Genomic DNA, 20,044 nt, shown 5'->3' on the forward strand with positions numbered 1-20,044 from the left:
ACCATTCTGAGAAATACATAGAATAGATTGTTTTAATACTTATAGGGTATTACGATATGGGGGAGGAGGCATGATAGTGGAGCTTAGACATATAAGGTATTTTATTGTACTTGCAGAAGAATTAAATTTTAGTCGTGCAGCAGAACGTTTACATATCTCTCAACCACCTCTTAGTAGACAAATTAAGGAATTGGAGGAGGAGATAGGTGCACGCTTGTTTCATCGAACAAAACGCTATGTTGCCTTAACGAACGCAGGGGAAGTATTTCTGAAAAAAGCCTATCAAATACTTGATCAGGTCGATCAAGCCTGTACTGCAGCTAGAGCAATGGAAAGTAAAGAAGAATTGGTAATTGGCTTTACTGGTACAGCTCAGGATATTGTGCCAGCCATTCATACGTATACTGATTTATATCCTTCTGTTTCGATTGTATTACAGCAAATGACAACAGCTGAGCAGATAAAAGCATTACATGAAAAGAAAATAGATATCGGATTAGTTACTTCACCAATTCATAATGAAGAAATAAAAACTGAATTTTTAAAACGATGTCCTTTTATGCTGGTTATGCCTAAATCTCACCCTTTAGCTTTTAAACCCTCACTATATATGCATGAATTAGAACAAGAATCATTTATTATGACCACTAGATCTGCTGGTGCATTGTATTATGATAGGTTTATTGAAATTTTTCAAAATGCAGGATTTAAGCCGAATATTACGATACATGCTCATGATCTTCATACTGTGTTGACGTTGGTTTCTGCTGGTTTGGGCATTACCTTAACACCATCAACTATCCAACCATATAGTGAAGTGATTTCCAAAAAAGTGGAGGATCTTACACTCTCAATCGAAATATTTGTTGCATGGAGACAACAAAATCAAGCCGTTGCACTAAAAAAATTCCTCTCATTTTTAACAAAGTATATTGTAATGTAGAGGCATAATTCATAAATGAAACTGCTCATGTGCTATTAAGGTATGGCAGTTTCATTTTATTTCTACAAAATAACAGAAAAATAAAAATACTGATTTACGAATACTATTGAAACTAAAGTAAAAAATAGGGAAGAATGGCATGATAAAACGGTTATTTAGGGATAAGAAATATAGTAGTAAAACAATTTTTACGAATATTACAAGTGATAGTATCTAAGCTTACATGATTGTAATGAAATTGAAAGCCAATACGATAGAGTGTAATACATTATTTTGCGAGAATGTGTATAGAAGCAAGAACAAGAAGCGGAGGAATACACAATGAATGAAAAATTAGAAGGCGTATATGAGGAATTTAATCGTTACATATACCATTTATGTTTAAAACTTACTCGCAATAATGTAGAAGCTGAAGATTTAATGCAAGAAGTTTGGGTAAAGGTTGTTCGCTATGAGGATAGCGTGGCCGAGGTGGAACATATTAAAGCTTGGCTGACAACAATCACGATGAATACATTTAGAGATCGCTACCGCAAAAAAGTACGACGTAGTAAATACATGATGAACCAACCTGAAACATTAGACGTTCCGATTTTAGATTTGGTTCCCAACAATGATATTTCAACTGAAGAAAAAATTGAAAAAGATATCGTTACAAAATTAGTACAGGATAAAATGGAGCAATTAGATGCAATCTATCGAAAAACGTTATGGTATTTCTACATAGACCAATATTCACTTGCTGAAATTTCTACAATTATGAAAGTTTCCATTGGAACTGTAAAATCTCGTTTATTCCGTGCTAAAGCTCGTTTAAAAGAAATGCTAATGTCTGATGTATCAATTGTAGAAGCTGTGCTGCCAGCATAATAGTATGAATTGGCCGCAAAGCGCAATTACTTAGACGGAAGTATTCGAACGGCTAAATTAAAAAGGGATGCATTGCAAAAATGATTTTGCGATGCATCCTTTTTATATTTTATAAATTTGATAAAGGTCATTCCTGTCGATTTGGATCAAACTCAAGTAAGCATTTAGCAAAAATATCACGTAGCGTTTGAACCTCCTCAGCTGAGAGCATACCGAACATATTGTTGATAATTTCACTTACTTGTTGGCGGGATTCCTTTAAAATATTTTCGCCTTCCGTAGTAATTACTAATTGTGAGGCTCGTCTATCTGTAGCGTGCTGTGTTTTTTCAATAAAGCCAGCATTAATTAGCTTACTTGTTAAAACAGTGACACCACCTGTCGTCACTTTTAAGCGATCAGCAATGGCAGAAGGGCGTTTTGGACCCTCCTGCGATAAATAGTCTAAAATTAAAATATGGGATTTTGAAAAGCCGAGTACATTATGATTATTCCACTCGTTCGCCCACTTACGCTCAATGGAAAATACAACTTCAAACAACGAGGTAATGGCTTTCTGTTTTTCTTGATCCATATAGGTCATCTCCAAAACTGTTTTAACTTTCTTGTGCCAATCTTGTCATCGCATTTAATTCGTAAGCACGTACTTTACGTGGAATAAAACGACGGATGTCCATTTCATTGTACCCAACTTGAATACGTTTTTCATCAATTATGATTGGGCTACGTAGCATTCTTGGATGAGCTTGGATAATAGCAAATAGCTCTTGAATTGAAAGTTGATCAATATCAATATTTAAATTTTTAAAATCATTTGAGTTTGTTGCAATAATTTCGTCTGTTCCATCTTCTGTCATACTTAAAATTTCTTTGAACTCTGCAAGTGTTAGTGGATGTGAAGTAATACGTTTTTCTTTATATTCAATATTGTGATCTTTTAACCATTTAAGTGCTTTTCTGGATGAAGAACAGCTCGCTTGTGAGTAAATTGTAACTGTCATTCTTCATTCCTCGCTTTCTTTTTTAGATTATATTTTATAAATATCTTATTAGTAAGTTAAATAGGTTATACATATATCTTACTAGTAAGCTATATATAAATCAATAGTTAATTAAAAAAACTTCATAGAAAAAGGCTATTTTTTTCAACTATATTAAAGTATACGCAGAAAAGAACGAAAAGTTTCGTAAATTCAGCTTACAATGATGTAAGTTTATCCAATACACATATATGAAGATTATAGAATGTAGAAAGTAAATCTAATAGATAGCACGATAGTCTGATTTAAAGGAAGTGCTATAGTTGCTATTCCACTGATTATATTATGATGAAATATTGGGGTTTATGCATAAAAAATATATCAATTTGGATTTTTAGGATTGAGACGTTGTGGTAATAGGGAAGTGCTCAGGTAGGCAGAGTAACCGCTCGGGTAGCCGAAGAAAGCGCTCAGGTAAGCGGAAGATTAGCTCAGGTGGGGGAGAAAGTCGCTCAGGTAGGTAGGGGAACCGCTCGGGTAGCCGAAGAAACTGCTCAGGTAAGCGTAAGATTAGCTCGGGTGAGAGTAAGTCGCTCAGGTAGGCAGAGTAACCGCTCGGGTAGCCGAAGAAACTGCTCAGGTAAGCCGCTCAACAACTTCTCAATCAAATAAAAGAGGCAGTCCCAAGCGATAGGTACATCACACTGGAATTGCCCCAATTTAAATTAGCTTTGTTGTCCTGAAGTAAACCAATCTTGGACGTTCCATACTTTAGTTGCGAGACCTTCATAAAAATCAGGCTCATGGCTAACGAGTACGATTGTCCCTTTAAAGTCTTTCATGGCACGTTTTAATTCGTCTTTTGCATCAACATCTAAGTGGTTTGTTGGTTCGTCAAATACTAGCCAGTTTGCTTCTTCCATCATTAGCTTACATAAGCGTACTTTGGCTTGCTCACCACCAGATAAAGAGTTCAGTGGGCGTGTAATATGCTCCGTTTTTAGTCCAGCGCGTGCTAATGCTGCTCGCACCTGGGCTTGCTCCATTGAAGGGAAGGCATTCCAAACATCATCGATTGGTGTAATTTTATCAGCCTTTACCTCCTGTTCAAAGTAAGAAGGATAAAGGTAATCCCCACGAACTACCTTTCCATCAAGTGGATTGATTTTACCAAGCATTGTTTTTAACAATGTAGATTTCCCTACACCATTCATCCCGACAAGCGCGATTTTTTCACCGCGCTCAATATTGAAAGTTAGTGGGGGAAGTAATGGCTTTTCCTTGTCATAGCCAATCACTAGGTTTTCAGCCTCCACCACATAGCGACTTGAGGAACGTGCCTCTTTAAAGCCGAATTCAGGTTTTACTGCAGTTTCAGGACGATCAATACGTTCTAAACGATCGAGCTGTTTTGCACGAGATTTTGCACGACCTGTCGTTGAATAGCGTGCTTTATTTTTTGCAATGAAATCCTCTTGTTTTTTAATGAACTCTTGCTGCTTTTCATAAGCCTCAATATGCTGACGTTTATTAATTTCAGCAAGCTCTAGAAATTTTTCGTAGGTTGCTGTATAGCGAGTTAATTTTGAAAATTCTAGCTGGAAAATTACATCAACCGTTTCATTCATAAACTCAGTATCGTGCGAAATTAATAAGAATGCATGTGGATAATTCTTTAAATAGATTTTCAACCATGAAATATGCTCTTCATCCAAATAGTTCGTCGGCTCGTCTAATAATAAAACTTTGGGCTTTTCTAATAAAAGCTTTGCTAGTAAAACCTTTGTACGTTGTCCACCAGAAAGAGCCGCCACATCACGCTCTAATCCGATGGCGTCAAGACCTAGGCCTCGTGCAACCTCTTCAATTTTCATATCAAGTGTATAAAAATCACCTGCGTCAAGAGCATCCTGTACCTCAGCCATTTGCTCTAATAACACTTCTAATTCTTCCGGTGTTGCGTAAGCCATTTTTCCTGTAATGTCATTTAGTTCTTCTTCTTTTTTATATAAAGGAAGAAAGGCATCACGTAATACATCGCGCATAGTACGTCCAGCCGTCAGAACAGTATGCTGATCTAAATAACCATAATGGGTTCCTGGTAGCCATTCTACCTTGCCAGTATCGTGAATTGTTTGCCCCGTAATGATACCCATTAATGTAGACTTACCAACACCGTTTGCTCCTACAAGTCCAATATGATCCCCTTCTACTAAGCGAAAGGATACATCCTTAAAGAGAGTACGGTCACCGAATGAATGACCTAAATTTTCAACTGTTAATATTGCCATATATGTTCCTCCAACTATTTATCCTGTTTATTTCTTAAAGTTCTGCTAATTGTTTATTTAACTCTGCTAGTTTTGTTTCCATATTCGCAAGGCGTTGCTCTGCTTTTGCCACCTGATCATTATGACCAGTGGATTCAAGCTTTTCAATGTCACCCTGTAAATTTATATAGTCCATTTTTAGTTCTTTAATTTGGTATTCAATATCGCTTTTTGTTGGCATGATGATTGCTCCTTTTACATATTTGTATTGCGAATGCGTATAAAAGCGATGGAGGCTTTTCCCATCCCCCACCGCTTATTCGTTAAAATCAATTGGGTACGTATCATGTTTGACATCACAAATGCTATACCAGCACATAAGTGAAAAATTCTAATATATTGTATCATATTCACCTTCAAAGTAGCACTAAGTTGAAGCGATATTATGTCGATCGTAGGCGAAGTCTAATAGCATGGAATGCAATGTTTCATTGTTACTGACTAGATTGAGTTGTCGTTGCTTTTTGACAGCTCTTTCACTTCGGGCTTCATGTAATAGGAACTCCATGACAGCATTTTGAATTTGTGATTGCTTCATTTTGCGGCCAAGACCAAGATGAATAAAGCCATTCTGTTCGCGAGGAAATGCATGCAGAAGTTCGGCCTCTGTCTGTGCAAGGGTAATACAAGGAACGCCATACGAGGCGATTTTATAAGGTGTGTAATTGGCATTACAAATAATAACGTCAGCCTTTGGTAGTAGTTTTAGGAGTGCATTTTTATCACGAAGGATAGCTGTGTTGCGACGACTGAGCACCATCATTTGCAAATCCTCGATTGCATGTCGATAGCTATCATCAATCATCACGGTAATTTGTAGTGGAATTTGTAGCTGTGTTAAGTGTCGAAGAGTGCGGTAGGTAAGGTTATGCTCGTCCCCATCCTCAAAGGCAACAACGATATGAGGTGGGTCTTCAGGCGTTTTACTTTCTGGAATATCGTTGAAACTCTGATATGCTTCAGGTACTGCATAAACAAAGCTGCCACCTATATAATGTGATGGTAAGTAATCTCTTACTTCTGGATAGAGTGCTAGTAAAACACAATCGCAGGCTTGACCACCATCACCAAAATCATCAAAGTGAATTATAGTTTTGCAGTATGGACGTAAATTCTCTACTTGCCAGCTTTCGGAGTTACGGCCATCCCTTACAATTAAATCTGGTTGTAGCTCCTTTATTTGCTTAGTTAGTTCATCGAAATGGTCGAATAGCATTGGAGAAAGGTTTTCATGCATTAAAATTTGAATCCCATCATTTGAAGGGGTTTTTACAAATATGAGAACTTTTTCATTTGTAAATAGCTTGGCTAACGTTGCAACCCGTTCAAAAGGATACAGCCCTTTATCAATACAGCTTTCAATAATGAAAACAATCGTCTTTTTCAGTTCTGTTGCTTGAGTTTCGTTTTGCAAATGTATCCCATCCTTTCATCTGTCTATTTAAATTATGGCGAGTGAAGGGCAAGTATGTGTAAAAATTAGGATTAGATTATGTGGAATATGAATTCTTTCAATCTAATAGCCTTAGTTAGAGCTTTCTCATCAAAAAAAGATTGTGATAAAAAACGCTTCATTTACCGATAAATAAAGTAGGAAGCTTAATAGAATTGTTTTGTTAGATATACTAATGTGAAGGGGGTACATCCAATGGGAATGCGTGCTGCAATTGTCGTAGGGGCTACAGGTTTAACTGGTACCTCTCTTGTGGAACAATTATGTGAAAATGATGAGTATGTTTCAGTTTTAGTAATTGCACGAAGAAAGCCCGAGTTTAAACATCCAAAGCTTGAAGTGAAAATCCGTGATTTCGATACTTTAGAGGAAAAGGATATAGAATTTGCACATGAATTGTATTGTTGTCTTGGGACAACGATAAAAAAAGCAGGTTCTCGTGAAATGTTCGAAAAAGTTGATTTTGAATACCCGCTGGCAATCGCCTCATTAGCAAAAAAACGGGGTATCCCTCATATGCTTGTAATTACAGCGATGGGGGCAAATGAGGGCTCTCCATTTTACTATAATCGTGTAAAAGGGAAGTTAGAGCATGATTTGATAGAGCTAGGCTTACAGAGACTTTCAATTATACGCCCGTCATTATTAGTGGGTGAGCGAGAGGAATTTCGCTTGGGTGAAAAGGCCGGTGAGAAAGTGTTAAAGGTGGCCAAACCTCTATTAGTGGGACCGCTTAAACGTTCCAGGGCAATTGATGCCTCACAAGTTGCAAAGGCGATGATTGTTATTGCACTGCATGGTAAGAAACAGCCTGTAGCTATTTATCAATCTCAAGAATTAGCGACGCTAGATTTCCCAGAAATAAAGGAAGAGGATGTTTCGCGAGAGAATTTATTTAATTGGGAAAAACACAAACTATCTTCTGAAATTGATGAAGGCAATAAAGTAAACCGAGAAGTCATCATAAATCGGGATAAATATAAAATTGAGGAAACTGTTATAGATAGGGAAGTAAATTTTCATCATAGAGAGGATGAATAAAAATGCCACCTCAAACAAATCGAGGGTAATTGCGTTCCGCCTAAAGACTGAATTTGCAGGTTTCGCTATTGCGCTGCTTTTCGTGCCTTTATTCATTTGTTACAATATTATTGTAGAAGATGACTGTGGAGGCAAAGTGAACATGAAAATTTTACTCGTTGATGGCACAATGTTTGGTCGTAAAACAGGTGCTATTTTAGAGCAGGTGGAGCAGTATATTAAGGAATTAAATGCTAATTTCGATTTAGAAATTATGCATTTTAGTCAATATAAGCATCAAATTGTTGACGGTTCACCGTTAAATGATGATATGAAGGAAATGATTCAAAAGTTTGAGGAAGCGGATGCGTATATTATCGCCACCCCCATTTTCCAAGCATCAATTCCAGGTGTTTTGAAGAATGCCTTTGATTTCTTACATCCGAAAACAATGCGCTATAAGCCAGTGTCAATCGTAGCAAATGGTGGTACTTATCAACATCATTTAGTAGTAGAAAATCAATTAAAGCCAATTTTAGACTACTTCCGTGCACTTGTTACACCTAACTATGTATACACACATACATCTCATTTTGATGCAGACAATCATATTATAGATGAAGATGTTCATAATCGTTTACGTGAGCTAGCTCGTGTGTTTGTTCAGTATTGTGAAATGAGCAAAACATTGCCAAAGGAAACAATTGACCAACATTAAGAGTAAATCTTTATCTTCATCCAGCAGAAGACTCCTATCTCTACAGGTGGTGAGATGAATGCGGTATTGGTTCCTTTTCAGTGGGTGTCCAAACACCTACTGAATGAAGATAAAGCCCCCGGCGGATGTCACGGATTTTAAAAGGAATGAATTGTGCGGGCACAATTTAAAATCCGGACGCAATTACGCCAAGGCGAAATTGATCCCTTGCATGGTGGAAGAAAATCACTATGCAGGGGATTTTTCTTTTTAAGTATCCTTTTTCATTGTGATAAAATAGGATTTTAGCAATCGGAAAGGAGGGCTGCTCATGCAGGACATCGCTTTACTAGAAAAGCAACGCTGCAATCTTATTTTGACGAATAAGGCCAAGGAAGCGGTAGAGGAATGCTCGGCAAATGAGCATGCCTTTTTTGCGTTACAAAAATCTTTTACCGTGTACATAGAAAAGCGTAAAGCTAAAACGATAGGCGAAACGTTTTTATCCGTTTATTTTAATGCTGAGCATAATGAAAAACTAAACGAAGTTCTAGCAAAAAAAACAGCCATTATGGATTGTGTGTTAAAGGTGGAGGGCCTGTTAGCTACAAATATTCGTTTTGTCCATATGCATGGCCCGATTAATACCAATCGACGTTTGCCAGCAGCATTACAATTTATCACAAAGCCCAATAATGGTGCAGGCATTCCACTTGAGCTTCATACAAAGATTAGAGAGCTACCAATCGCTGAGGAACGCACAGAATATGTGAAAAAACGTATTTCGAGCTGGGAAGGCTATTTAAAGATTCAAGAACGAGATGCAACGATTGATGATATTCATACAGAATTTAAACAAAGCTATTTTAATGAAGATTTTACAAGGCTTACGATTGTATGCCCTTATATAAAGTCTAAGGAATGGAAGCAGCTTGAAGGTTTAAGTGTTAGCATTCAAGGAGTTCGTGGTGAAATTGGACAAGTATTAAAAACAAATGCAGGAAAACAAACAGTAGAAATTGACCTAAAACCTTTTGTACAGGATTTAGCTCGTAAAAATCAGCTTCATTTACGTTCTAAGCAGGCAAGCTTTAGTAATTTTGCTACATTGAGTCAAATAAGACGATTACGCAATGGGTTTACAAAGCTTGAAAAGGGCGAGGCGGTTAATCCTCATCTAGAAACAATCCTATTTGAAAGACGTCCAACTGTACGAGCAGCAAAGCTACCCGAGGATATCTCTTTTCATAACCATTTAAATGAATATCAGCAACGAGCTGTCTTAGGGGCATTGTCTGTTGAAGATTTGTACGTAATTCAGGGACCTCCTGGAACCGGAAAGACTACTGTTATATCTGAAATTTGTCAGCAAAATGTCAAGGCGGGCTTAAAAACACTTGTTGCTTCTCAATCGAATTTAGCGGTTGATAATGCACTAGGCCGCCTTCTTTCCAATCAGGAAATTCGAATTTTACGCTATGGTAGAACAGAAAGCATTGAAGAAGAAGGTAAAAAATTTATAGAGGAAAATGTTGCACTCCATTGGCGTGAGCAAACTCTAGCAGCGATTAAAGAGGAAATTTTATCCTTTACAGAGCGTGAACAGGAGCTAAAGGCAAGCATAATCAAGGCTCATGAAGAACAGGACAAATTGAAGGTATGGCTTGAGGAACTGACAAAAGAGATTGCGTCAAAAGAGCAGGCTGCAATAGATGAGCCCATTTTACAGCAGGAAATTCAAGCATTAAAAAAGGAATTAAAGGCAACAAAAGCAGATCAGCAGGAATGTGAGGCGCAAAAAGGGCATTACGAAAAACAACTGGCGCAAATTGAGCCTACTGTAAAGTCGCTTGAACAGGTTCTTACTGAAAATCCATCGGCTGAGCAGCTACAAAATATGGTAAAAGAGGTTACTCAAAATATTGAGAAACTAGAAGCTGCTGCCCAATATAAGGAGCTACAGGAACAAAAGCAACAGTTAGCTTACCAGTTTAAGGATATTCAAGTGAAATATGAGGAAGAAAGCGATCGACTGCATTTAATGAAGGAAGCTCAAAAATATATTGATACTTTACTTTCCTATGAGCTAATTCAGCGCTTTTTACAGCATTATCAAATACGACCATCCTATGTACTATCACAGCAAATAGAAAGGATTCGTCATTTAGAGGATGCTAAAGATTTAAAGGCATGGGCAACCATTAATACGCGACTACAAAAGGCCATTGCGAAGCTTGAGTCATTACTTGCAGATGATGCTAGAGAACGTGCACTTGCTAAAAGTAGAGTACAGCCAGTTCAGTCGTTTTCATTGCAAAATTTAACAGGCGTCTTTGCGCAGCTTAATCAAGCCTTTCAAGATGGGCAATCACCATCAGCTGAGCAGCTTGAAAGCTATTTGCTAGGACTGTATATGCGTCGCGATTTTGTCTGGCAAAAAGGTGTTGCCCTCAAGCAGCAACAGCAGCATAAGGATCAAGAATTTGAATTGCTGCGTAAAAGTATTAGCTCTTTAATTCATCAAGAATGTGCCATTACGAGCTTTGACGTTCAAAGCTTACAGAGACAATTGCAGCCCTTTTTGCAGCATACAGAGCGACTCCAGCAGCTAGCTGAGACATTCCAAATTGATGGGGAACCAGAGGAATCTGTAGAGCAGTTGAAAATACTTATATCGCAATCAAAGTCCTCCCTTCAGACCGCGCAAAAGCAGCTAGAAGCAGTTGAGCAGGCTAATTTACAGCTCCTACCAAAGAAGAAAATACTTCAAACAGCACAAACTAGCTTACAAGAAGTTGAACAGCAGCTTTTACAAATAGACGAAAGCATAAAGGAAATAAATATTGCTGGATTAAAGAAGGAAAAGCAACTCACTGCTTGCACTAAGCTCCTTCAATCAACACCAGAGCGTACTTATGAGGAAGTAGAGGTAGCGATTAAATCTTCTCAAACAGCTTTAGAAGAAATGCAATGTAAGGAACAGCAGCTACCTCTTCGGAAAAAATTACAGGAGCAATGGAGAGATAAGCTACAAAACGCTACTGAATATGATTTAGATGAAATTCGTAAATTATATGTACGTCATGCTAATGTTATAGGTACAACATGTGTAGCTTCGGCTAGTAAGGAGTTTATGGAAAACTATCCTACATTTGATGTGGTTATAATCGATGAAGTATCCAAGGCAACACCACCAGAACTTTTATTACCAATGCTAAAGGGGAAGAAGATTATCTTAGTGGGTGATCATCATCAGCTACCACCATTACTTGGAGATGATACATTAGAGGAAACCTTAAAGACAATGCTGGATGAAAATCCAAACTTTGAGGGTGCACAGGAATTAAAGAACTTGCTACGTGAATCCTTATTTGAACGTTTATTTAATAATCTGCCTCATACTCATAAACAAATGCTTGCATTGCAGTATCGTATGCATGAAAAAATTATGCATAGTATCACACCGTTTTATGCAAAGGAAGAGAATGGCTTACAATGTGGTTTACCAGATTCCGATGCTGCACGCGATCATTGCTTAGAAGGTCAGTTCGTTAGCCAAGATGACCATTTGTTGTGGATTGATATTCCTACCGAGAAACCTTATCTAGAGGAACAGGTAAAGGGTGGGACGAGTCGCTTCAATGAGGGGGAAATACAAACTATCCGGCGTATTTTAATAGATTTAAATGATGCTGTTATTGCAGCAAAAGAGGCTGGTCGAATGCCACAAGATGCACAAAAAAGCGTTGGTGTCATTAGTTTCTATGGTGAGCAGGTTAAGAAAATAAATCGTCTTCTTCAGCAGGAATTACAATTATCTCATCTACAATTTAGAACAGGGACTGTCGATAAGTTCCAAGGGATGGAGATGGATGTCATATTAGTGAGTATGGTCCGTAATACACCTAAAGGAGGAGACATTGGCTTTGCAAGAGATTATCGCCGTTTAAACGTCGCCTTATCTCGTGCGCGAGAGCTATTATTGCTTGTTGGAAGCGCTGATATGTTTGCGAAACGTGCTAAGCATCAGGATACGCGAGAAATGTATAGCAATCTCTTAAATACAGTAAAATCCTATAATGGCTTGCGTAATCATGAAGGACAGGTGATGTAGATTTGTCAAAATTACAGCAACGCTTATTGCGTGAACTTCAACAAAATCGAATGATTAAAATTGCTAAAACGGATGAATGGTGTATTCCAATCCGCACAGTAGAAGTGACATATGAACCTGTTCGTCGCTCGACAATGGATGTTTTAATGACCATGCTATTAACTAGCATACGTGAAGCGAATTTTAGTAGTGCACAGGAGCTAAGTGAGCTATTACTTGTTGACCCATTATTCATAGCAGATTTAGTGTCATTAATGTCTAGAGTCAATTTAATTGACAAGCAGGAAGGCTTTTATCAATTAACATCCAAAGGACAGCAGCAACTGGAGCGTGGCATTTTTGAGGAGGAGCTAGAGCTAGAGACGGCTACCTTATATTATAGTCCATGCCATCTCGCGTTTCTTGCTGTTGACGTGGATCGTATGGAGGAGTACGAAGAGTTACCAGAGCTATATCGCTATATGGATAAAGAGGCAGAGCAGAAGGAGCATTTTGAAGAAGCTACATTAATAGCAGCACTTCAGCAAGAGGATGGCGAAGAAGCTGGTATCTCTCAAAAAATAATCTCAAAAATTGTTCAAGCAGATGCAAAGCAAATTAATGATATTCCATGCCTTGAATTTGTTCTTTATGATAAAGAGCAGGATATTCTGTTTGCGCGTGTTTGGAACACCCTAATGCATCAATGGGATCAGGACCTTGAACAACAGCTTACAGAAAAAGAACAGCTACGGTGGCGTGAACAATATTTATAAGACAAAAAACGAACGTGATTAGCGTTCGTTTTTTGCTTTTAGAGAAAGGTGATAAAAGCAAAAAATAGGGTGATAAATTGAAAAAATGTCTCGATAAATTGATAAGTCTGCATATATTACTACAAATAAAGGGAGGGGACAGATGTTTACGATTAGTTTATGTATGATTGTTAAAAACGAGGAATGTATTATTGAAAGATGCCTAGATTCTGTTCAGCATGTAGTGGATGAAATCAATATTATTGATACGGGATCGACTGATCGTACAAAAGATATCGTCCAAAACTATACCTCACGTATTTATGATTTTATATGGTGTGATGATTTTGCGAGGGCACGTAACTTTTCCTTTCAGCAGGCTACGAAAGATTATATCCTTTGGCTTGATGCAGATGATGTGATAACAAGAGAGCATCAACAAAAGCTACTGCAGCTTAAACATTCTTTGTATCCTAATGTCGATGCTGTTTCTATGGATTATGATATAGCGCTGGATGCTGATGGCAGTGTAGAGTCACGTGAAAAAAGATATCGTCTAGTAAAACGGCAATGTCATTTTCAATGGTATGATGCTGTTCACGAATATTTAGAAGTATCGGGCCAGCTTTATCATAGCGATATAGCGGTGACACATTTACCTTTAAAAAGAGATGTTCATCGTAATATTCGTATTTATGAACGTTTAAAGAAAGAAGGGTATTCATTTTCAGCTAGAGATACGTTTCATTATGCCAATGAGTTAAAAAACCATCAGCGTTTTTTAGAAGCGATTAATCAATATCATCGTTTCCTAGATTCTGTAACAGGCTCTGCTGACGATAAAATTCAGGCTTGCTTAAGTTTAGCAGATTGCTACCAGGAGCTTCATGATGTCAAACAAGCGAATCAAGTTATTGTGCAATCATTACTGTATGATCGACCAAGACCAGAAACATGCTGTCGAATGGGTCAATTTTTTATGGAGCAATTTAAAAATAAAGAGGCTATTTATTGGTACTCACAAGCCTTGCAGCAGCCTTCCGAACCGTTATTTAGTATTCATAAGCCTGTTTTTTCTACATGGCTTCCTCATTTACAGCTAAGCCTGCTGTACAATCGCTTGCATCTTTATGAAAATGCACATCAACATAATGAGTTAGCCCGTCAATTCAAACCGAATGACCCTCGTATACTCGACAATCGAAAGTACTTGCTTAAGCAATTAAAAAAATAATAACTTAAGGGAAAGGAACATCAATAAAATGAATATAAATACCATGGCCAATTAACACGGCAATAAAAACAACAACAGTCATAAAAATGACATTTCGAGGTCTAAAATTTCGTGCTTCCATCTAACCATCTCCTTTTCGAATCAAAGAATATTCTGTCAATTCAACATATGTTTGAAGAGTTAGAGTATGCAATATTTTTTGATGGGTAGAAAAGGAACACATTCATATGCCTGAATGTGTTCTTAAATCGCAAAATGTAAAGCTCTTATGCTATATTAAACACAATGATTGACGAAAGGATGTTTACAATTTGGCTAAAAGTTTAGTACTAGCAGAAAAACCTTCAGTAGCCCGCGATATTGCAAATGTATTGAAGTGTCATAAAAAAGGAAACGGATTTTTAGAGGGAGATAAATATATTGTAACTTGGGCACTTGGTCATTTAGTAACACTAGCAGATCCTGAAAGCTACGATGTGAAATATAAAACATGGAACTTGGAAGACTTACCTATGCTGCCAGAACGGCTTCGCTTAACAGTTATTAAGCAATCAGGAAAGCAATATAATGCTGTAAAGTCACAATTAAATCGTAATGATGTAAAAGAAATTATTATTGCAACAGATGCTGGACGTGAAGGTGAATTAGTAGCCCGCTGGATTATTGCAAAAGCAAATGTGAAGAAGCCTATGAAACGACTATGGATTTCATCAGTCACAGATAAAGCTATCAAAGAGGGATTTGCCAATTTAAAGCCGGGTAACAACTATGATAATTTATACGCTGCTGCTGTTGCCCGTTCGGAGGCTGATTGGTACATTGGTTTAAATGCAACTCGTGCATTAACTACAAGATTTAATGCACAGTTGAACTGTGGTCGCGTACAAACTCCAACTGTGGCAATTATTGCTGCACGTGAAGATGAAATTAAAAACTTTAAACCACAAACCTATTATGGTATTGAAGCACAAACAGATTCCTTAAAGCTTACTTGGCAAGACGCAAACGGCAATTCGCGTAGCTTTAATAAAGAAAAAACGGATGTTATTGTCAAAGCATTAGGCAGCCAGGATGCAAAGATTGTTGCACTTGACCGTAAGCCTAAAAAATCATTTGCCCCAGGTCTTTATGATTTAACAGAATTACAGCGTGATGCCAATAAATTATTTGGCTATTCGGCAAAAGAAACATTAAATATTATGCAAAAGCTCTATGAATCTCATAAGGTACTGACATATCCTCGTACAGATTCACGTTATTTATCATCTGATCTTGTAGGCACACTGCCAGAGCGTCTCAAAGCATGTGGCATTGGTGAATATCGTTCATTAACTAATAAAATCTTAACAAAGCCAATTAAAGCGAATAAATCGTTTGTAGATGATAGTAAAGTTTCTGATCATCATGCCATTATTCCAACTGAAGGCTATGTAAATTTATCTGCATTCAATGATAAAGAGCGTAAAATTTATGATTTAGTAGTAAAGAGATTTTTAGCTGTCTTATTCCCAGCTCATGAATATGAGCAGTTAACGGTACAAGCCCAAATCGGTAATGAAAAATTTATAGCTAGAGGAAAAACAGTAATAAATGCTGGTTGGAAAGAGGTTTATCAAAATCGATTTGATGATGATGAATCCACTGATGATGTTAAGGAGCAGCTCCTTCCTCGTTTAGAGCAAGGGCAGGTATTAAAAACAAAGCTAATTGCCCAAACATCAGGTCAAACAAAACCACCTGCACGCTTTACAGAGGCAACATTATTATCAGCAATGGAAAATCCTACGAAGTATATGGACACCCATGATAAGAAGCTAGCGGATACGTTAAAATCTACAGGTGGGCTAGGAACGGTTGCTACACGCGCAGATATAATTGACAAGCTTTTCAACTCTTTTTTAATTGAAAAGCGTGGAGGGAAAGAAATTTATATCACCTCTAAGGGTCGTCAGCTCCTAGACCTAGTGCCAGAAGAATTGCGTTCTCCTGCTACGACAGCGGAGTGGGAACAAAAGCTTGAGTTGATTGCCAAAGGGAAATTAAAAAAAGATGCGTTCATTCATGAAATGAAAGAGCATACAAAAGAAATTGTAGCTGAAATAAAAGGCAGTGCTAAAAAATATAAGCACGACAATATTTCAACAAAGTCCTGTCCGGATTGTGGTAAGCCAATGCTTGAGGTTAATGGTAAAAAGGGCAAAATGCTTGTATGCCAAGATCGAGAGTGTGGCCACCGGAAAAATGTATCCCGTGTCACAAACGCACGATGCCCACAATGTAAGAAAAAGCTAGAGCTTCGTGGTGAAGGTGAAGGACAAATTTTTGTGTGTAAATGTGGATATCGTGAAAAATTATCAGCATTTGAAGCCCGTCGTAAAAAAGAAGGTGGCGGTAAAGTTGATAAGCGCAGTGTGCAGAAATACTTGAAGCAGCAAGAGAAAGAGACTGAGCCACTTAATAATGCATTCGCAGATTTGTTAAAGGGTTTAAAATTAGATGAATAACTCTAAAAAGCAGCAGTTTTTGTTAAACTGTTGCTTTTTCTAATTTCTCACAACGCCATACTCATTACTTAACGAAAAATAAGAAAGCAACATTTCAAATATTGTTCCATGATAAGATTCTGTCTGTATTAGGGGACCATCTGAATGAAGCCGTTTAATACAAAAAGGATTCAACTACTATTTAAACAGGGAGATGGGCGTATGGAAAAACTAGTTGGCAAAATTGCTCTTGTGACAGGAGCGAGTCGAGGAATAGGACGTAGTATTGCATTACGTTTGGCTCAAGAGGGTGCATTTGTGGCAGTGCATTATGGAAAAAAGCAAAAGGAGGCGGAAGTAGTTGTTCGTCAGATTGAGCAAGCTGGTGGAAGGGCCTGTGCGATTGGTGCAGATTTGAGTACACTAGAGGGTATTCATGAGTTATTTATGAAGTTAGATAATCGTGTTTTAGAGCATACCGGCAGTAAGCAAATTGATATTTTAGTTAACAATGCTGGGATTGGTCAAATTGTCACTTTAGAGGAGACAACAGAGGAATCCTTTGAAGAGATTATGAAAATAAACGTCAAGGCACCACTTTTTGTTACGAAGCAAGCTTTACCACGCTTAAAAGATGGGGGAAGCATTATTAATATCTCTTCCTTTGTAACGCGTGTAGCATCACCAAGTGTATTCGCCTACAGTATGTCAAAAGGAGCTATTGACACATTGACTCGTCTTTTAGCCAAGCAATTGGGGAGCCGTCATATTACGGTCAATGCTATTCAGCCTGGAATTATTAACACAGAGATGAATGCTGAAACCTTGCAACATCCTGATGGACAAAAATATGCGGCGGGCCTTTCAACCTTCAAGAGATGGGGGGAGCCTGAAGATGTGGCGGATATTGCAGTATTTTTAGCATCCTCAGACAGCCGTTGGATAACTGGTCAATTACTGGATGCTAGTGGTGGATCTCATTTATAGAAATGCCTATCTGTTGAAATAACCTAATAAGAGCAACCCTGTAAAAGTTCGTGGTTACAGGGTTTTTTGATTTATGCTTAAAATTAACCATATAAACAGAAATTTCAGAAAACGTATTGAATTACGAAAAAAACTGTGATACTCTATGTAACATGTAAAATGAAGTTTAAACTTCAAAAACAAATAAAAAAAGGATGTACTTCTTTGAGAGATGATCGAACAATTCAACAAGTCATTCAAGATAAATTTCAAGAGCTTTCTAAAAGCCAACAAAAAGTAGCAACTTTTATTCTGAAAAATTTGCAGATAGTTGGCGTTCATTCGGCAGCATATGTTGGTGAAAAAGCAGGTGTCAGTGAAACAACGGTCATACGCTTTTGCTATGCGATAGGGCTTTCTGGCTATGCTCAGTTACAGCGAGAAATAACCTTGCATTTATTCAATGAAGGGAAAACAAGCAGCTTGCAAAATTATTTGCATTCAAAGCAGGTTCTTTTTGAAAATCCACGTTTTTATGAGAAGACAATGGAAAAGGATGCATCGCATATTTTACAGGTGGCAAAGGGCATTAATGAGGAAGATTTTAATAAAGCTACGAAGCTGTTGCATACAAGGAAAAAAATTTATATTGCTGGTAATGGCTCCTCCTATTTAGCGGCACAATGGCTACACTTTACTTTAAATCTTTTGAGGCCAAATGTTGTGCTATTAAACTTTGAAACGAGTGAGGTCATTCGTGCTATACAGGATATTGACGAGGAAAGTGTTGTCATCATTTTATCGTTCCATCGTTATTTTAAAGAACCGATTCAATTTGCGGCAGAAATACAAGAAAAAAATTGTGAGATTATCGGCATTACGGATGCTCAAATTGCACCAATTACACAATATTCGACGATTACCTTTGTTAACGAACAGCAAGAGATGTCAACAATTGATGCTATGCCTGCACTAGTATCATTCTTGAATACATTAATTGCAGGGATGACGGCACATGATCATGACTATTATGAAAATCAGCGCGTAAAATATGATGATTTCCAAAATAGCTTTTTAGCAAATCGATGGAGTTGAACAACATGAATCAAGTTTTACAAAACCTACAGCCGCGATTGGCTGATATATTTACACATCTACATGAACATCCAGAAATAAGCTGGCAAGAGCATGAAACGACACAATATATTGCCGCTATATTAAGAGAGGCACAGATGGAGCCTCATTTATTCGACGATATGACAGGACTTTATGTGGATATTGGGAAAGGAGAACCGAAAGTAGGCTTTCGTACCGACATAGATGCGCTTTGGCAGGAGGTAGATGGTGTCTTTAAGGCTAATCATTCTTGTGGACATGATGGTCATATGACGATGGCTATTGGGACAGCGCTTCTTTTAAAGGATATGGAGCATTTACTTTCCGGGGCGGTTCGTATTTTATTTCAGCCTGCTGAAGAAAAAGCGCAAGGTGCTAGTGCATTGGTCAAGAAGGGGCTTGTGGATAACCTAGAATATTTATTTGGTGTTCATGTTCGTCCGTTAAAGGAGCTAGAGGATGGGACATATGCACCTGCACTATACCACGGTGCAGCCAAACTCTTTACAGGAACCATTATCGGGGAGGAGGCTCATGGTGCACGACCAGAGCTAGGAATAAACGCCATTGAGGTTGGCGCAGCAATTGTAGAGGGTTTACAAAAAATTTGGACGGACCCCAATGTCTCAGCTTCTGTCAAAATGACGCAATTTAATGCTGGAGGCTCTTCCACTAATATTATCCCTGGAAAAGCAACCTTTAGCATTGATGCCCGAGCTCAAACGAATGAGGTCATGCAAATTATTACAGAGGGAGTAGAACGAGTAAGGGCATCAATAGAGGCAATGTATGGTGCTAAAATTGACATTAAAGTTGAAGCACATATTGTTGCCGCATTAGTTCATGATGCAGCATTACAGCATATGAACGCCGCTATAATCGATGTGGTCGGTGAAAAGGCCTGTGCATCACCTGTTGTGACACCTGGTGGGGAAGATTTTCATTTTTATACGTTCGAGCGGCCTCATCTAAAAGCTACAATGCTGGGTTTAGGTTGTGGTGTTACACCAGGTCTTCATCATCCCAAAATGACCTTTAATCAAGATAGACTACTTACTGGTGTAAATATTATTACAAGAGCGATTTTACGTGCGCTTTAGCAGA

At 37.9% G+C, this 20,044-nt stretch carries 16 protein-coding genes; 11 read left to right on the plus strand and 5 right to left on the minus strand.

Annotated elements, in window-relative coordinates; translation table 11 throughout:
* Positions 1-76: 76 nt before the first annotated feature.
* Both B2R82_RS06615 and B2R82_RS06620 read left to right on the plus strand, forming a co-directional pair.
* Positions 77-943 carry a LysR substrate-binding domain-containing protein gene (locus tag B2R82_RS06615; RefSeq protein ID WP_286924106.1) on the plus strand — a complete coding sequence of 289 codons (867 nt, stop codon included), beginning with the start codon at positions 77-79 and terminating at the stop codon, positions 941-943.
* A gap of 321 nt (positions 944-1,264) precedes the next feature.
* The gene (locus tag B2R82_RS06620) at positions 1,265-1,813 is read left to right on the plus strand and encodes an RNA polymerase sigma factor (protein ID WP_283870618.1); all 549 of its coding nucleotides are present in this window, start codon (positions 1,265-1,267) and stop codon (positions 1,811-1,813) included.
* A 127-nt stretch (positions 1,814-1,940) separates the two neighbouring features.
* Here the strand turns inward: B2R82_RS06620 and B2R82_RS06625 are convergent, their stop codons facing one another.
* The 5 genes from B2R82_RS06625 to B2R82_RS06645 all read right to left on the minus strand — a co-directional run bounded on the left by B2R82_RS06625 (position 1,941) and on the right by B2R82_RS06645 (position 6,537).
* Entirely contained in the window at positions 1,941-2,387 is a 447-nt protein-coding gene (locus B2R82_RS06625; RefSeq protein WP_054772073.1) for a MarR family winged helix-turn-helix transcriptional regulator, read from the minus strand.
* A gap of 22 nt (positions 2,388-2,409) precedes the next feature.
* Entirely contained in the window at positions 2,410-2,814 is a 405-nt protein-coding gene (spx, locus tag B2R82_RS06630; RefSeq protein WP_004225558.1) for a transcriptional regulator Spx, read from the minus strand.
* Between the two features lie 704 nt (positions 2,815-3,518).
* Positions 3,519-5,084 (minus strand): ABC-F family ATP-binding cassette domain-containing protein, encoded by a 1,566-nt coding sequence (locus B2R82_RS06635; protein WP_286924107.1) that lies wholly within the window; start codon positions 5,082-5,084, stop codon positions 3,519-3,521.
* 34 nt (positions 5,085-5,118) lie between these two features.
* Positions 5,119-5,304, minus strand: coding sequence for an SE1832 family protein (locus B2R82_RS06640; protein ID WP_286924108.1), 186 nt, complete (start codon positions 5,302-5,304; stop codon positions 5,119-5,121).
* Positions 5,305-5,490: 186 nt separating this feature from the next.
* A complete protein-coding gene (locus tag B2R82_RS06645; protein WP_286924109.1) occupies positions 5,491-6,537 on the minus strand; it encodes a PseG/SpsG family protein in 1,047 nt (348 codons plus the stop codon).
* A 234-nt stretch (positions 6,538-6,771) separates the two neighbouring features.
* Between B2R82_RS06645 and B2R82_RS06650 the strand changes: the two genes are divergently transcribed.
* From B2R82_RS06650 to B2R82_RS06690, 9 genes are all read left to right on the plus strand, one after another.
* Positions 6,772-7,617 (plus strand): NAD(P)H-binding protein, encoded by an 846-nt coding sequence (locus tag B2R82_RS06650; RefSeq protein ID WP_286924110.1) that lies wholly within the window; start codon positions 6,772-6,774, stop codon positions 7,615-7,617.
* Positions 7,618-7,759: 142 nt separating this feature from the next.
* Positions 7,760-8,314: an NADPH-dependent FMN reductase gene (locus B2R82_RS06655; protein ID WP_286924140.1), complete on the plus strand. Its 555-nt coding sequence runs from the start codon at positions 7,760-7,762 to the stop codon at positions 8,312-8,314.
* A gap of 310 nt (positions 8,315-8,624) precedes the next feature.
* Positions 8,625-12,407, plus strand: a complete 3,783-nt coding sequence (locus tag B2R82_RS06660) for a DEAD/DEAH box helicase (RefSeq protein WP_286924111.1) — start codon at positions 8,625-8,627, stop codon at positions 12,405-12,407.
* A 2-nt stretch (positions 12,408-12,409) separates the two neighbouring features.
* The gene (locus B2R82_RS06665) at positions 12,410-13,162 is read left to right on the plus strand and encodes a hypothetical protein (protein WP_286924112.1); all 753 of its coding nucleotides are present in this window, start codon (positions 12,410-12,412) and stop codon (positions 13,160-13,162) included.
* A gap of 142 nt (positions 13,163-13,304) precedes the next feature.
* Positions 13,305-14,375, plus strand: a complete 1,071-nt coding sequence (locus B2R82_RS06670; protein ID WP_286924113.1) for a glycosyltransferase family 2 protein — start codon at positions 13,305-13,307, stop codon at positions 14,373-14,375.
* Positions 14,376-14,686: 311 nt separating this feature from the next.
* Positions 14,687-16,879, plus strand: a complete 2,193-nt coding sequence (locus B2R82_RS06675) for a DNA topoisomerase III (protein ID WP_286924114.1) — start codon at positions 14,687-14,689, stop codon at positions 16,877-16,879.
* 201 nt (positions 16,880-17,080) lie between these two features.
* Positions 17,081-17,845 (plus strand): SDR family oxidoreductase, encoded by a 765-nt coding sequence (locus B2R82_RS06680; RefSeq protein ID WP_286924141.1) that lies wholly within the window; start codon positions 17,081-17,083, stop codon positions 17,843-17,845.
* 204 nt (positions 17,846-18,049) lie between these two features.
* Positions 18,050-18,919 carry a MurR/RpiR family transcriptional regulator gene (locus tag B2R82_RS06685; RefSeq protein WP_286924115.1) on the plus strand — a complete coding sequence of 290 codons (870 nt, stop codon included), beginning with the start codon at positions 18,050-18,052 and terminating at the stop codon, positions 18,917-18,919.
* Between the two features lie 5 nt (positions 18,920-18,924).
* A complete protein-coding gene (locus B2R82_RS06690) occupies positions 18,925-20,040 on the plus strand; it encodes a M20 peptidase aminoacylase family protein (RefSeq protein ID WP_286924116.1) in 1,116 nt (371 codons plus the stop codon).
* The last annotated feature ends 4 nt before the right edge of the window (positions 20,041-20,044 follow it).

The organism is Lysinibacillus sp. UBA6686, from assembly GCF_002455205.1.
GTDB classification, from domain to species: Bacteria; Bacillota; Bacilli; order Bacillales_A; family Planococcaceae; genus Lysinibacillus; species Lysinibacillus pakistanensis.